10 protein-coding genes are annotated in these 15,350 nt (G+C 38.9%); 6 read left to right on the top strand and 4 right to left on the bottom strand.

The annotated features are described in order from the left end of the window. Positions 1-202: 202 nt before the first annotated feature. Positions 203-2,155, top strand: coding sequence for a PKD domain-containing protein (locus DK846_RS11190; protein ID WP_181391743.1), 1,953 nt, complete (start codon positions 203-205; stop codon positions 2,153-2,155). Positions 2,156-2,922: 767 nt separating this feature from the next. Continuing rightward, complete coding sequence (locus DK846_RS11185; protein WP_109969040.1) at positions 2,923-5,277, top strand: PAS domain-containing response regulator; 2,355 nt, start codon at positions 2,923-2,925, stop codon at positions 5,275-5,277. A 238-nt stretch (positions 5,278-5,515) separates the two neighbouring features. On the opposite strand, the gene DK846_RS11180 is transcribed toward DK846_RS11185, so the two are convergent. Both DK846_RS11180 and DK846_RS17670 read right to left on the bottom strand, forming a co-directional pair. Continuing rightward, on the bottom strand, positions 5,516-5,896 hold the full coding sequence (locus tag DK846_RS11180) for a tetratricopeptide repeat protein (RefSeq protein WP_109969039.1): 381 nt from the start codon (positions 5,894-5,896) through the stop codon (positions 5,516-5,518). Between the two features lie 35 nt (positions 5,897-5,931). Further along, complete coding sequence (locus tag DK846_RS17670) at positions 5,932-6,093, bottom strand: hypothetical protein (protein WP_181391742.1); 162 nt, start codon at positions 6,091-6,093, stop codon at positions 5,932-5,934. Positions 6,094-6,568: 475 nt separating this feature from the next. Here DK846_RS17670 and DK846_RS11175 point away from each other — a divergent pair, with 475 nt between their 5' ends. Then, on the top strand, positions 6,569-6,949 hold the full coding sequence (locus DK846_RS11175; protein ID WP_181391741.1) for a MarR family winged helix-turn-helix transcriptional regulator: 381 nt from the start codon (positions 6,569-6,571) through the stop codon (positions 6,947-6,949). 310 nt (positions 6,950-7,259) lie between these two features. Here DK846_RS11175 and DK846_RS11170 read toward each other — a convergent pair whose 3' ends face one another. Together DK846_RS11170 and DK846_RS11165 are read right to left on the bottom strand one after the other, a co-directional pair. Next, the gene (locus DK846_RS11170) at positions 7,260-7,454 is read right to left on the bottom strand and encodes a hypothetical protein (protein ID WP_109969037.1); all 195 of its coding nucleotides are present in this window, start codon (positions 7,452-7,454) and stop codon (positions 7,260-7,262) included. Between the two features lie 140 nt (positions 7,455-7,594). Continuing rightward, positions 7,595-10,249 carry an MEMAR_RS02690 family S-layer glycoprotein gene (locus tag DK846_RS11165; protein WP_109969036.1) on the bottom strand — a complete coding sequence of 885 codons (2,655 nt, stop codon included), beginning with the start codon at positions 10,247-10,249 and terminating at the stop codon, positions 7,595-7,597. A gap of 872 nt (positions 10,250-11,121) precedes the next feature. On the opposite strand from DK846_RS11165, the gene DK846_RS11160 reads away from it, so the two are divergent. The 3 genes from DK846_RS11160 to DK846_RS11150 all read left to right on the top strand — a co-directional run bounded on the left by DK846_RS11160 (position 11,122) and on the right by DK846_RS11150 (position 15,343). Beyond that, positions 11,122-11,562 carry a MarR family winged helix-turn-helix transcriptional regulator gene (locus DK846_RS11160; RefSeq protein WP_109969035.1) on the top strand — a complete coding sequence of 147 codons (441 nt, stop codon included), beginning with the start codon at positions 11,122-11,124 and terminating at the stop codon, positions 11,560-11,562. Between the two features lie 128 nt (positions 11,563-11,690). After that, positions 11,691-13,079 (top strand): COG1361 S-layer family protein, encoded by a 1,389-nt coding sequence (locus DK846_RS11155; protein ID WP_146201207.1) that lies wholly within the window; start codon positions 11,691-11,693, stop codon positions 13,077-13,079. 14 nt (positions 13,080-13,093) lie between these two features. Further along, on the top strand, positions 13,094-15,343 hold the full coding sequence (locus DK846_RS11150) for an efflux RND transporter permease subunit (RefSeq protein ID WP_109969033.1): 2,250 nt from the start codon (positions 13,094-13,096) through the stop codon (positions 15,341-15,343). Positions 15,344-15,350: the final 7 nt, after the last annotated feature.

Genomic DNA, 15,350 nt, shown 5'->3' with positions numbered 1-15,350 from the left:
GTAGACGTACCAACCAACGGAACACAACTCTTTCTGCCAGACCCAATAATGTTATCCATTATAGGATTAATTCCGATACCTGGTTCTGATCTTCAAACTCGATACCCTAACATATATCGATAATTATATTGCTTTTCAAATAGTACGAAGAACTACTGTATGGTGGATGGTTTTGCCGCGTACGGGAGATAAATGGGGAAATATGAGAATTGATTCTTATTTTAAATATCCGGCGAGATGCTTTTTTATACTTCTCACCGGGCTGGTTTGTATCAGTCTTCTGACATTGAATGTATCTGCTATCCCAGGGCCGGCACCAGAGTTTTCAGGCCCGGGAATACTTCATGGATCTAATATCACTTCTGGAAACAATACAACACCACTGCTTCAGCCAGCAGAAAAACCTCAACTCATGACCCTTTCGGCTCAGGAAGTGAAGGCGGGTAGTACTTCAATAACATCAGCATTATCTGCAGCGAAAGACACCACTGGCAGTAATGTAACCTGGCAGAAGTGCTATGGTGGAAGCAGTGATGATGGTGCCTTCTCAATGGCTAATACTACTGACGGAGGGTACATCTTTTGCGGTTACACCAATTCTACCGATGGAAATGTGTCTGGATTTCACGGTTACTATGACTACTGGGTTGTGAAATTCGCTGCTAATAGATCCATTGAATGGCAAAAGAGTCTTGGAGGATCAGATATTGATATCGGTATGTCTGTAAACCAGACTGCTGATAAGGGGTACCTGATTACCGGGTATTCATACTCTACAGACGGGAATGTAACCGGCAACCATGGTGCTGATGACTCATGGGTACTGAAACTCTCTTCTAACGGTACAACTGAATGGGCAAACAGTCTTGGAGGAAGTAAATATGACTGGGGATGGTCAGGAATCCAGACTGCTGATGCAGGGTATCTCATTGCTGGAGGTGCAGGCTCTGAGGATGGAAATGTGTCAGGAAACCATGGAGGATACGACGGCTGGATTCAGAAACTCAATGCAAACGGGACACTCCAGTGGCAAAACTGTCTTGGGGGAAGTAGTTTTGACCAGATCAATTCGGCATTAGAGTCTTCTGAAGGAGGATACCTGGTAGCAGGAATAACTAAATCCACGAATGGAGATGTTAAGGGTAATCATGGCGATTATGATGCATGGGTAGTCAGTCTCAATACCACCGGGGGGATTGCCTGGCAGAATTGTCTCGGTGGCAGCGGTGATGATGAAGCATTATCACTTATCAGAACCACTGATGGCGGTTATCTAATTGGGGGATATACCAACTCCACGGATGGGAATGTTTCAGGTAACCACGGTAATTACGATGCCTGGGTAGTGAAACTTGACGCTGATGGCAATCTCCTATGGCAGAAATGTCTTGGCGGTTCAGGCGATGATGGTACTGAATCTGTCATACAGGATTCTGACAATGGGTATCTGATTGCCGGGTATACCGCATCAGATGACGGTGATGTGTCTGGTAACCACGGTAATTACGATGCCTGGATAGTGAAACTTGATGCTGATGGCAATCTCCTATGGCAGAAATGTCTTGGAGGAACTGGAGAAGATGATGCAAGATCGATTATTCAAGTTTCCAGCGACAGGTACCTGGTAGCTGGTTATACTGCATCTGATGATGGCGACGTATCAGGCAATCATGGGGATTATGATGCCTGGATTGTTGAGATCCAGAACTCTGATTCTGCAACGACAACACAGACCGTTGATATGGAGTCCCTCCTTTCCCAGCCAGGACCCAATGGTGGAACCAGCATGCTCGGGTCGGTCAATAATTGGTCTTTAAACGCAGTACCTACAATCCAGACAAATTCTACTTCAGGATCTTCTGATGCGGTTCAGGTCTCATTTACCGCCAATACTCTCACAGGTCCAGCTCCTCTGACTGTTGCATTTACCAGTGCCTGTCAGGGCAATCCAACCTCGTACATCTGGAATTTTGGAGACGGAAAAACATCAGGGGAGATAAATCCAACTCATACCTATACAGTTCCTGGAACCTATTCAGTAACCCTTAAGGCGATGAATGCAAACTCCGGAGCAATAGGGGTTCTTCCTGACTCAATCACCGTGACTGATGGCAGAATTTTTGCTAAAAAATACCAGGCACCTGGTACTGTATAAATAAAATGAAGTGCTTTGAAAAAGCATAAACCCTTTTTTCGTATAAGGAAATGATAAAAGACACCCTGTCGCATATCAGAAAATGATAACGGTTGTTGAGATCACTCAGCTACCCATTAGGGCCCGATTACAAGCATTTACAAATCATACACGTTGTTCAGGATCCTGTTTACGAGTGAAAGTGCTCTATATCAATATTCTCGTTATCTCTTGTTATAATCAAATTCAATACAAGAAGTAATCTCTCATAATTGTCGAAAAACGATTACTCATATGAGATAGTCACTACATATGATCTGATAGAATTATTGCCTGAATCTTATATAGCGAGTCTAATCGTTTATCATTTATGATAAAGGACGAATATTGCAGTATTCTTGCTATTGTTGAATGAATCAAACCGGGAAAGTGAATTGATAGTGATCCAGTCCAATTCTTTGCTACTTCAATAAAAATATCCTGAAATATTGGAATCACCTCGATAGGATAAAAATAATAAATTTTTATCCAGATAAACACCCTCCAGTTTGTAAATAGGCTCTAGAGGTTGGAAAAGAATCTCTCCTTCACGTTTTTTAGATTATATGGGTGGATCAATCATCAGGAACTCATCACTAACCTCATATACGATAAGATCCCATAATCCATTATTAAGCAATATTGAACAAGAACTAAACCATACAATAGGACCTGATTTTTAGAATGATACATATAAACATCACTATGAGTCAAATAAAGTTAGATCCATCTTATTCAATGTGAATTCGATGATCTCTATACTCCATATTGATGATGAAAAACTTTTTTTAGAGATATCGAAAATCTATCTTGAAAAAGATGGAGATTTTTCCGTTGACACTATCTCTTCACCAATTGGTGCTCTTGATGTAATCAATTCAAACCGGTATGATATTATTATTTCTGATTATGAAATGCCGGGAATGAATGGAATAGAATTACTAAAAAAAGTCAGGTCTACAATTGGAAATATTCCTTTTATTCTGTTTACGGGCAGAGGACGAGAAGATGTGGCCATTGCTGCAATTAATAACGGAGTTGACTTTTACGTCCAAAAGGGTGGTGATCCTAGGTCGCAATTTGCTGATCTCAGACATCAGGTCAAACAGGCTGTAGCAAAAAGAAAAGCAGAAGAAGAACTATTTAGGAAAAACGAAGAACTTCAGGCTGCATATGAAGAAATTGTTTCAGTTGAAGAGGAACTTCGCACCAATTATAATGAACTTACTTTAAGTAAACAGGCTCTTGAAGTTAGCGAAAAGAGATATGCTCTCACGTTAGAATCAATCAATGATGGATTGTGGGATTACAATATTTCTTCAGGTGTCCTCTTTCTCTCTCCTCAGTTTTACAGGATGTGTGGATATGAACCAGGTGCCTTTGCTCCAGACTTCGAACACTGGATTTCGCTCATTCATCCAAACGATCAAGAACGTGTTCGATCACATTTTATTAAAACTCTTGAACATGGTGATAATTTCGCCATTGAATACCGTGTAAAACAACGTGATAATACCTATTTTTGGATTTTAGCGAGAGGGAAGGTTGTAGAGTGGAATCCAGATGGAATCGCTGCTCGAATCGTAGGTACACATACAGATATTACGGCAAGGAAAGAGATTGAAGAAAAGTTGGAAGAAAAAAGCCGTGTTCTTCAAACATTAACAGACAATCTTCCCGGAATGGTATATCGCTGTAAGAACGATGCCGATTGGACAATGATGGTAATCAGTGATGGGGTCTTCTCATTAACAGGATATCAAAAGGAAGAAATGCTATTTAACCGGGATATTTCGTATGGATCGGTAATTCATCCAGAAGATCAACAAAAGGTCTGGGATTTTGTGGAAGACGGAATAATTAAAAATCGACCTTTTCAATTAAATTATCGGATTATCTGTAAAGACGGATCTATTAAATGGGTTTGGGAGCAAGGCAGGGGAGTATTCCAAGAAGACGTGTTGGTTGCAATTGAAGGGTACATAGCAGATATTACCCCGGAAACTATTGCACAAAATGCACTAAAAAAATTAGCCCATTCTATAGAACATCTAAAGGAAGGAATATTCTGGTTTAATAATGAGGGCATTATCTATGACACAAATATTACGTTCTCTGAATTTTCATTTCAATCAAAAGAAAAAGTTATTCAATCTCATGTGAGCACTCTTCCCTTTATCCTCCAATCAAATACATGGGATGAATTAATGAATCTGGCAAAGACAACAGGTTCTACGTCTGAGATAGCTTTACTGAATGGTACTCAGGATGATCAAAAAAACCTCCAGATTAGTATAAGTTATGGTCAATTTGGCGATGAAGGTATTTTCTGTGGTATTATCAATGATAGAACAAAAGAAGAGAAATACCTTAATCAGGTTTTAAAAAGCAGGGAGGAACTGGCATCTGCCTATGAAGAACTTCTTTCATCTGAAGAATCCTTAAAAGATCAATATTTCCAACTTGCAAAAACGAAAGAAGCCCTTCAGGAAAGCGAACATAAATACCGTTCGATATTTCAGGATGCTATCCTGGGAATATTTAAAGAAACAAAAGATGGCTCCATAATAGATGTGAATCCTGCATTTGCACGAATACATGGATTTGACACTCCGGAAGAGTTGAAAGCAACTATAACAGATGTTAAAAACCAGATGTATGTTCATCCTGAAGATTTTGACAAACTATTTCACCTTCTTGAAGTAAATGGAGAGGTAAGAGGATTTGAAACAGAGAAATATCGTAAAGATGGATCAATTATCTGGATATCAATAAATGAGAAAGTCATTAGAAAAGAAGACGGAAAGATCCATTTCCTGGAAGGTACTATTGATGATATCACAAGAAGAAAAAAAGTAGAGTCAGAAAACGAGATTTCTCTCAATCAACTCAAAAAGAATTTTGCTGAGTTTTCAATTCTAAATGACGGTATTAGAAATCCATTAACAATTCTCGCAATTTTAGCTGAATCCTGTGATCCGGTTACATCCAATAATATTTTTTATTATATCAACCAGATTGATGATTTAATCAAACAATTAGACACCCGGTGGTTGGAATCTGATAAGGTCCTTACCTATCTGCAAAAACATCATAATTACTAAATATAGTTAAGTTCTATCAGCAGAGTAGATTTCTGATCTGCAGGAATCACAAGCGAATACTGATACTCATCTTGTCATATAACAATTCAACACATTGTTCGGATTCTGTGCCTTCAAGAATAAGATCCCGGGTTTGCCAACGACCGATCCTATACTACAGATTCATCTGGTTTTAAGATGTAAGCAAAGAAACAAAAATTTTCATCAACCTGATTCATTGTAATTAATCTCTAAAAAATTAAGTTGTAGTATTTCCATGATTCTGTGCTGTAGTCAACCCATTTTGAATAGTACTATTTCCCGGATCAATTAATAAGGCGAGTTTAAAATCCCCTACAGCGGCATCATAGTTATTTTTCTGTAACTGTTCCAATCCCATCCCAAACCACGAATTCGCTTTATCAAGTATCCGTTGCCGAGTATCTACATCCGTTTCAGTGGGAGTAGGAAATACAGTCCAATATGACGGTGAGTATGTCTGATAGGGATATGGTGTAGGCTGCGGTGTAGGAGTCTCTTGTACAAATGAATTCGAAAGTGTTGCAGCATGTACCGGACATATTGCCATAAATATGATGATAATGAAAGGTAATACACCGATAAGAGATAACTTTTGCATAGGAGATTTTTAACCAGATACAATAAAGGATCTCTCTATCGACTACAAGAAAAACCTAATAACTGAACATATCCTGTAATAATTCTTACAATTGAAGCATCAGCACCGATATCGTATCTCTTCTCTGGCAGCAGGGTAGAGAGCCCTAATCCATTCACCGGGTAGAAACCTGCCGCCCAGAAATCATATTCTCCCATACCGGAGACCCAGATTCAGATAATAATCATACAGGTATATATATAGCATCTAGAACCACTAATATCTGGGAGGACAATTTTCGGTTAATAGTTCAGGAAGAAAGGGATTAAACGTCGAAAATCTTCTGAATACAAATCACCGGATAGTGTCAGCCAAGATCTTCTCAAGACCTGAAACAAGTGCGGACTCTCCTCATTACATCCCAAATAAATGGAATCCGAAAATTCAGGAACTATTTTAGTGAATATTAATATTTATGTTTTCAAATCCAAGAATAACTTTGAAACCTCGTTTTCCTGGAGGTTTTATAAATCCGAAAAATTGATACTAATATAAGTAGATTATTCCAATAAAAATCTTATACAAAGTATTTGAACAAGATAAAAAAACAGGATTATGGTTAATAAAAATAACAAAAAGGATATCGATAAATTTTCTGATTTTATCGAATTTCAAGTTGAAGATCTCATTTCAATGCGCCCATCATTAACCGGGATTCCGGATGCACATTACCGGTTATTATATCATCTCTTTTTGTCAAAATCACTGTCAATGAAAGAACTTGGAGATCTTTTGTCAGTCTCCAAGACATATATTACCAAAATTGTAGATGCACTCAGTGCAGAAGGGTTGGTTGAGCGTCTTCCTGATCCAGGGGACAGAAGGATAATAAATATTCAATTGACCAAAGAAGGGCAGAAAAAATTCAAAGATGTTCGTGAACTTCTTCGTGTTGAAGTAAGAAGGAAGTTAGAAGTTATATCTCCTGAAGATCTGGAAACTCTTGCTGAATGTGTAACAAAAATCATGAATATTCGAAAGAAATACCCTAATTTTATTGATAAACTACACTAATATTTTTTTAAACTCACTCTTTCTGTGAGAATCATTCTATAAGGATCTTGTTAGATATTGGAAATATTCACGAACTCCTTTATTGAGACCATCACAAATCCATAATATTATTTCATCTCATAAAATTAGTAAATATTTCTGAATGAGTATATTACACCAGTATGATTATAACCTTAGTAAACTAATTGGTATAGGTAGATGAGTATTTAGCATTAGAAAGGAGAACAGATTTTTAAAAAAATCAGAACCTCAAATTCATTGAAACCAAGAGAGAGTACAACCTGGTTGTCCTGCCGATAATCAACAAAATCTACTCAATCTTTCTCCAACCAATAAAGATATCCAAATCTGGTTTCTTTGAATTTTCTAATTCTAATACCACTACTTCAACTATTTCTACACTAATTAATTGGATGATATAATCATCTAAATTAATATAGAGCCCAAAATTTGCAGTATTGTATATACTGCTTTTAAAATTGTTTTTTATACATGCGAGAGCCATGTACAGGTTATTCCATCCAGATATGGGCAATATATTAGTTAAAATTAACTAAAATAATGGGGAAACACGACAATACTCTTTTCGATATCAGATGATAATAGTCACCAGAGTCGTCTAAAAAAAGATTACTAAGGAATTCCTTAGTTTCTACGCAACATAATGAATGCAACTGCTCCAAGACCTGCCAGTGTAGCAAGTATACCAAATCCTGGAGACTTTTTGGTTGGTTCAGGAGTTGTTGGAACGGTTGTTGGTTTTTGAGTCGGCGGAACGGTTGTTACAACAGTTGTCGGTTTCTCTGTTAAGACCGTTGCTTTCTCAGTTACATTAGATGTTGCATTCGAAGTTACATTCTTCACAGCGGATGAAACCGGAGTAACATTTGCTGCTGGGGATCCTGATGCTTTAACCTGAGTACTGCCTGCTTCTACTACATTAAACAATGAAGTTTCAACGACATCGGTTGTAACACCGGACACACGAACGATGTACTCATCTGGCTTAAATGTGGATGCATCAACATTGAAACTCCACTTGTTCAGACCATCCGTGCCCTGCTGAACTTTTACAGTTCCAGTTGCACCACTGAATTCACCACTTTGTGACTTGTCTGTGGGTTTGAATGATGAGGACGTAATCTCAACAAGGAGATCATTGTCGTCGTATGCCAGATTGGTGGTACCACTAACGTCAAACTTGGCTCCTACCTTCTGTTCACCAATTGGATTAATAGTAACTTTTGGCTCCTCTACAAGGAATGCAAGTTTTGTGTAGGTATCATCAACCATAGCGTTGTTGATTGCCTGAACGAGTGCTTCTGCAGCATCAGTACCCTGTAATGCACCCTGTCCTCCGATCTTAAAGAGTTGAGAACCACGGGTCGGGTAGGTACCGAGAACATTCTGGGGGTTCAATGGATTGTCAGGATATACATCAAATTCGTCATTGTACATCGGGTGCTGGATAATGACAAAGTACTGACCAGCATAGAGCTCTTTCGTGACTCCTTCTTTGTATTCCTTTTCGAATGTCATGTCATCATTGACTGATTCAGTATCGTACATGACTTTGTTCTTACCAAGAACCCAGAGTGCAACACCCTTTGAGGGATCGCCTTCTGCTGTACCTCTGATGTAGAGTTTGTCACCCTTTGCGATGACACTGGTTGATGCAGTTGCCTGGATGTATGGTTTCTTGATAACAAGAGAGACTGTATCATACTCAGCATCGTTGAGGTGGTCCTTGTCATTAGGAGCACTTACCGCATAGATCGTGTAAGTCCCTGCATCAAGCTCAAGGTTTTGAGTCTGCCATTTCTTCTCCCAGGTATCATCATCCTGTACATCCGCTTCATCGAATGACTGAGGCTGATTATTGTTAATTTCCTGTTTTGGATTCTTTAGGCTCGCCCCTAGTGTTGGAAGGTTTGGACCAGTCACGAACAGATAGGTCATATCAGTTTCTGAATTAGTACCAGAAAGCTTGACTTCTTCACCAAGGTAGTAACTTTGGTCACCTGCAGCGACAATTGTTACATCGCCTTTCTCTACTTTGATATCAACTTCATCAGACTTGAACTGGTTTCCTACTTTGCGTTCTACACGAACCGTGTACTTCTTGTCTTTTGTATCTTTGGTTGTTTTAAACTCAACAGTACGGGTACCACTGGAATTCAGTTTTACCTGAGCATAACACTTGGTTCCGTGGTAATCCGGGTCATCAGGAACATCCTGTTTGATAGTTTTTCCTGCACCACCTTCATACTGATATTTACCTATCTCATACGGACCTGCCGGATCATCCTGTTTGAGGTTATCCTGAGTCGTCAGGATCATTGGTGGCTGATCGGTAGATGCTCCAGTCATAGAGTTGGTATCTTTAACCCAAATGAAGTATTCTGCATTTGGTACACCGGTAACAGTAACAGAGAATGGATTGCCACGCACGACAGTATCCTTGTTAGCTTCTATCTTAACCTGATCAGTAGCTATCTGAACACTTTTTACTGAGGAAACAGTCTTTCCAGTGTAATCTGATCCATCTGGTGCTTTATACTGGTCCTTCATAGCGTTGGCATTGCACTCTGCCCAGAAGGTGTAAACACCGGCTTTATACAGGCGGTTGTTGTTTTTATCTTCTGCTGCAGTGTTCCAACCATCATTTTTAGGGAACTTGGAATGATCATTACCTTCTCCAACCCAGTACCAGAGTTGTTGGCTCACGGTTAAACCAGTCAGAGGGTACGTCTTCCCGTTGTTTCCAACGAGTTGCTCATAAACCCCGCCATCAGAGGTCTTAACCTTGATCTTAAATGGACCATCAGCTGCCTGATAACCAGGACGGGTTGAAAAACTCTGCATGTTAGTTTCTATTGCAAAGTCAGCATAATTGCCAACCGGCACCGCCTTGCCAGTTACATCTTCATTAGCAGTAACATCCCAGATTTTAATTGAAACTGATGGTTCTTTGACATTAATTGCCGGAGATCCCTTTACAGTTCCATTCCACTGATACCATATTCCCGTTTTACCGACATAGATATCAGGGGATACATAAAATGCATTAGAATTTGCGACTGACTGAATGTCAGCTGGCTGTTCTGTATCTGAGTTGCTTCCTGGCTGCCACCATGCAATTTGCTTGGCTCCTCCCATCCCTGCAGATACATCAAGGTTTTTTTCACCAATGAAGACATCTCCTCCTTGGCTAACCTTGTTGATTGATGCAGATGCCGGAAGTACAACACATGCACATGCGACAAATACCATCAAAGCCACTACTATTCGTGCGTTCATGAGATAACCTCACATTACCAGATGGTTGTGTTATCACACATGATAACTAACTTCCACAAGGCGAATCGAGTTTTAACTTTGTAAGATAAATCAATATCGCAATATAGTAAAAAATGCGAACTAATTTTGATTTTAAGCAGTATTTAAGCGATTTTAAAAACTATTAGATTACATAGTTTATAATTTATATAGTAAATTAAATTTTTGGATAAATGATACAAATTTGATGATGATAATAAAAGTATATTAAATAATTAATCAGGATATGCGATGGAAAAAAGGAGCGTAGAAGGTTTTGGGTAGAATGTGGATATATATGAAAGGGGTTAGAACGCGGGAAATTTACAATATGTTCTCTAGGATTGTTCTTCCCTGGTCAGCAGACATATTATGTACAACAATCGCTAAACGATACATACACGTGATTATTTCACCAGTAGAGCATTTTTTAATCGTAAGAGGACGACTCGTGCGAATCAAAGAAATACTGCCGATGAAATAATTCCCGGTCTGTTTTGAAATAAGGACACCATCATTATTCCAATTTTTTCAGTTACAGAATCATCCAGATCGACCCCAACACTTCTACAGAACATGATCGTCTCTAAAGTTTATAATAATATATGTTTACTATAAACTGACAGAGAATAATTAGCATCTTTTCTAAAAAGAGAAACCACGTCGATAATTCCCCAGATCTCATTTTTCATGAGGAATATGGATATTTTGTAAATTTTTTATATTGTTTTTTGTTCGGTATCTCATAGGTTAAAATTGCAAACAAAGAGATGTGACCACACAGTATATTATGATTACAATAAACCAATACAATTATCAACTTATGAAACAATCAATATAGTGTAGAACGAGTTATGGACAAGACGGTAGAATCTAAGGCCGTGGACTGCTTAATGGAGATCATTGAATTGTATCATAATGTTCTCTTTTTAGCTGAAAGAAAAACGAACACAGGAATACAGGAACTGAAGTTACGCCTTCTAATCCAACTTTATGAGATTCCGATGCTATCAATGTCCCAGCTTGGAAAATTACTCTACATTTCAAAACCTCATATGACCACTTTAGTGGATTCACTCGTCATTGAGGGATTGATAGAACGTCATAATGATCAGAATGACAGAAGGGTAATCAACATCAGTATCACCCAAAAAGGAAGAAAGCAGTTGGAATTATTTAAAGAACAGATGCGAAATATGATTCAAAATCGTATTTCATCCCTCCCAGAAGGAGATCTGAGAGCCCTCTGTCGCTCTGGTGAAAAGTTCATAGAAATCGTCTCTAAGGTTCACTAATGTTCGTCTACACGTATACCCTTGATTCAATTATTCAGATTCATAGGATAATCTCCGAATCTTGAGAATCAAGAGATTAATTGATACATCATGGTTTTAATTACAATTCAAATTTTGGAGATAATGAAATGAAATTATTTAAAAATGGATTAATACAATGGCAAAAAGGACATGGGTTAACACATACCATACGAGAAAAGTCTACACCAATTACTATGACAAATATCTCATTATTGCTCATTTTGATATGTGTCCTCGTGGCTGGTACTGCAACCCCAGTTCTTGCAGGAACAAAATATATGACCGGGTCTCCTAATCTTTCGGTCAGTATTGTCGGGAATAATGAATTCACACCAGGTACAACAATTCCATTTCAGATAAAAGTACAAAATTCAGGATTAAATAAACTTAAATTTGTTGAATCTGGAATTATTGACCGGGATGACAGTCCAAACACCGCCAAGATGGTTACGGTTTCATTATCTCCCGGGAATAGTCAGGCATTGATAAAATCAGATTCCCAAATGATTGGAGATATTAAGGGATCTGATAGCACAGTCGCGACATTTGAAGTATACTTACCTGATGATGCCAAAGCAGGGAAATATGATCTTCCAATCACCCTTGATTACACGTACCTGAACAGTGCTGATCAGGATGGAACTGATACCATTTCATACAGGTACCTGAACAAAAAATTCGAGGATAATCTTCCATTTATCGTCCAGTCAGCAATCAACCTGGCAGTTGTTGATGTAAAAACCGATAACATCAATGCAGGAGGTTCCGGTAATGTTACCCTTACGTTGAAAAACATAGGAAATGACGCGGGAACAGGTGCGATTGCATACCTAAACAGATCCGTTGACTCTCCAATTGTTCCTGTTTCAAATGGAGTATACGTTGGAACAATCGCTCCAAACGACACCACAACAGTGACATACAAAGTGAGTGTATCCGAAGATGCCCATCCACAGGAATATCCAATCAGTGTTGGTATGGTGTATGACAATGGAGATGGGAAGACACTGATGTCACCGTTTAAACGAGTCGGAATCCCTGTAGGATCCAAGGTTCATTTTACCGTTACCAGTGATGCCCCAAAAATTAATCCAGGTAATAAAAAACCGGTAGAAGTTACGTATAAAAACGATGGTTCAGTCACAGTATACAGTGCAGAAGCGAGAATAAGTGCAGTAGATCCATTTTCAAGCAGCGATGATCTTGCATACCTTGGAGATTTAAAACCAGGAGAGAGCGCTAATGCACGCTTTGGGCTGACCCTGACATCAGATGCAGACACCAAAGTCTATGGTCTTGATTCAGAGATCAAATACCGCGATTCCCTGGATGACAGTCATGTATCAGATACCATCAAAGTTCCAATTAATGTTGTTAAACCTGAAGGTCCTGCAGCATTTTTATCAAACCCCGGAGTCATTGGAATAATTCTGGTACTGATTCTCGGAGGAGTATATACTATCCGTGAAAAACAACGAAAGCAACGACAGAAGTAAATGAGGCAGAGATAATGCCTTCAATTTTTTCTCATATTGCGGATCTGATACTGGCAAAGCCAGGAACACTATCAAAAATTATTCTGGTACTCATGGTAATCTCTCTCTTTGGATTATCCATGGTATCAATGTCAACAGGAAATGAAAATTATCTACGTGCTTCATCTCCTGAAGGAATACTTAATAATCATTATTCTGACAAATTTCAAAAGGATTCAGTAATCCTACTCATAGAATCAGGAGATTCTACGAGTCCCTCTCTTCTGCAATATATCGACTCCATTGAAAAACCGATCTTAAACCTTCAGTATATCTCATCAATATCCAGTATTTCAGATGTAGTCAAATCCCTGAATAATCAGGTAATTCCTGCATCATCAGGTGAGATGAAGAATGTGATGAGTAAAGTTCCGGAATCGGCGATTCAATTATATACACCCACCGGAATGCTAAACTTGGTTCAGATAAATCTTGAATCTGGATTAGCACTTGAAAAACGAAAAGCTGCGATATCAAACCTTCAAAATTTCCTGGATAGCACGAACACTCCACCGGGAGTGTCAATTAAGATCACCGGAACGGCAGCATTTAAACAACAAATGGAAGTAGAGATGGGCAAATCCCTGGGTGTTCTCATTATGGCAGCCATGATTCTCATGGTCATTATTATGGGACTTCTCTTCGGGTATGTAAACCATCGGTTTATTCCGGTCTTTATTGTCGCTGCAGGCTTGCTGTTCTCTTTCGGGTTCATCGGGCTATCAGGGATGAAAATAAGTTTGGCTGTAATTTCGGCATTTCCTGTGATAATTGGACTTGGGATAGATTATGCCATTCAGTTTCACTCACGTCTTGAAGAAGAAGCACGAAACAATCCCCTTCCAGAGGCAATCAAAACTACCATTACAAAAACCGGACCCGCTGTATTATACGCCATGCTTGCAACCTGCATGGGATTTATTGCAATGTTTCTTTCTCCAATTCCTATGATGCAGGGATTTGGACTTGTAAGTATTATCGGTGTAGTTACCTGCTACATTACTTCGTTAATAGGTATTCCACTGATAGCGATTTTAATTAATTATAAGGCAAAAGGTCATGGCGTTTCCAAATTTGGAACTGTTGTCGATCATTCTCTCTCGAAAACGGCAATATTTATTGCAAAACGTCCAGTTCCCATTCTGCTCATCGTTCTCCTGCTTGCAATAATAGGGCTCCAACTAGATCCCATGATCCCGGTTGACACAAATGAGAAAGCATTTGTTCCCCCAGATATGCCAGCAAAGGCTAATCTCGATAAAGTAACCCGGAACATAGGCTCTACTGATTCTGTGCCGATTCTGATCCGCGGATCGGATGTTATGACAATTAATACGATGAAATGGATGAAGGAGTTCATTGATTTCGAGCAAAAAAGCAAAACCAAAATTATTCGCTCTTCAAGTATACTTGATTATCTTGTTGCATATAATAATGGAGTTCTGCCTAAAACACAAAGTGAGCTGGAACAAGTCCTGGATAGAATTCCTGAAAACATCAAGGAAACTTATGTAAGGGGCAATAATGAGGCTCTCTTTGAGTTTTATACCGTAAAACTTGAGACTCAATCGAAGAGTGATCTCAAGAAAAACATCGAAGGAGATCTCAGGTTATATCCACCACCACCAGGAATTCAGGCCAACATTACTGGCGACTTTGGTTTATTTACATTGTTAGTAGATTACATTATTGAAAGTAAGGAGCCTATTACATATGCAGGATTTATCCTTGTAGTACTGTTTCTTGCACTTGTCTACCGGAATATCTACGCAATTACGCCTATCGTTCCAATTTTCGCGATTGTCGGATGGAACGCTGTTGCCATGTATGTTATGGGTATCACGTATAACCCTATGACTGCCTGTCTTGGCTCGATGACTATCGGTGTTGCTGCTGAATATACCATTTTAGTAATGGAGCGGTACATCGAAGAAAGGGAAAAGACAGATAATGTTATTGAAGCATTACAAAGCAGTGTCAGTAGAATAGGATCTGCAATTATGGTATCAGGATTCGCAACCTTTTTCGGGTTTTCAGCCTTAATTCTTTCCACATTTCCGATTATCAGTAATTTCGGGCTTACGACCATCATTGCAGTGTTATTCTCTTTAATTGGGGCTATCGTAGTTATGCCAGCAATTCTGGCATTTATTGATCAAGTAATTCATGGAGTTGAAGAGATCGAAGAGGGGATAGTGCCTCATCACCTCCACCCACAAAAATAATTTTTTG

Source organism: Methanospirillum lacunae (assembly GCF_003173355.1).
GTDB classification, from domain to species: domain Archaea; phylum Halobacteriota; class Methanomicrobia; order Methanomicrobiales; family Methanospirillaceae; genus Methanospirillum; species Methanospirillum lacunae.
Note: the sequence above shows the minus strand (reverse complement) of the source record. Positions and strands in the feature narration are given on the sequence as shown.